1 protein-coding gene and 1 rRNA gene are annotated in these 977 nt (G+C 39.7%); both read left to right on the forward strand.

The window, feature by feature from the left end:
- The first annotated feature begins 142 nt into the window (after positions 1 to 142).
- Positions 143 to 252: ribosomal RNA gene (gene rrf / locus FEDK69T_RS15045) — 5S ribosomal RNA — on the forward strand.
- A 299-nt stretch (positions 253 to 551) separates the two neighbouring features.
- Positions 552 to 878 carry a DUF4294 domain-containing protein gene (locus FEDK69T_RS15905; RefSeq protein WP_155959282.1) on the forward strand — a complete coding sequence of 109 codons (327 nt, stop codon included), beginning with the start codon at positions 552 to 554 and terminating at the stop codon, positions 876 to 878.
- Positions 879 to 977: the final 99 nt, after the last annotated feature.

Raw genomic sequence — 977 nt, forward strand, 5'->3', positions numbered from 1 at the left:
AATAACCCGTAAGCTTATGTACGCTTTTCCTCCCGCTTCGGCGGGAGGGAGAAACTTTCTAAAGAATGATTATTTATCTCAGTATGTTAAGATATTATTGTAATGTTGATTAGCTAAAGCTAATTACCCTTGCATAACGACTTAAGGTGGTTATTGCGGCGGGGCTCACCTCTTCCCATTCCGAACAGAGTAGTTAAGCCCGCCTGCGCAGATGGTACTGCAAACCTGTGGGAGAGTATGTCGCCGCCTTTCTTTTGAGAATCCTCATCACTTTGTGATGGGGATTTTTTGTTTTATAACGATTTTTATTTTAGAAAAAATAAAGATAAAGCCAGGGCAAAGCTGTGGGAGATTACGTGATAGCTTTGTTTTTGGAAATCCCCATCAGTCTATGATGGGGATTTTTTGTTTTATGCTAAAAAGAAATTGGATGAGGGGGTCGGGGATTTTCTTTTGAAGAAAAATTCTTTAATGAGGCTATTTGTTATTTTTGTGTTGTTATGGATAAAGATAACCTATGATAAAAGCAAATTATTTTTCATTGAAGGCAGATTCTTGTAAAACTTATTAATCGTCAAACCGGGGTTGCCACTTTTAATCTGATTAAAGATTTAAAAAGCGGATGGAAAGCTTGGTGGTCCAACAATGCGGCCAGTTTGTATGATATTGATTTGAAAGCCGAATACGATCCTTTCAAAGAACTGGACGATTTTTATATTGAAGGGATGTTGGTGAAAGCCTTTAAAGAAGGAAAACTGCAGCGCCAGGACCCAGCTAAGCCGATAGACCTTGCCGAACTTTCCGCAACCTGGAAAGAAAGACTTAACAAATCCAGAAAAGCAAGAGAGGAAAAAGCGGCTTTAGAGGAAAATAAATAATTTTAAAGTCTGGAGTGAAAGTTCCGGGCTTTTTTGCGATCCATGTTCCCGCTTTCCGTTGCAATTCCTCCGCTACGCTGCGGGATTTCCACTGCAATC

The organism is Flavobacterium enshiense DK69, assembly GCF_000498495.1.
Lineage (GTDB): Bacteria > Bacteroidota > Bacteroidia > Flavobacteriales > Flavobacteriaceae > Flavobacterium > Flavobacterium enshiense.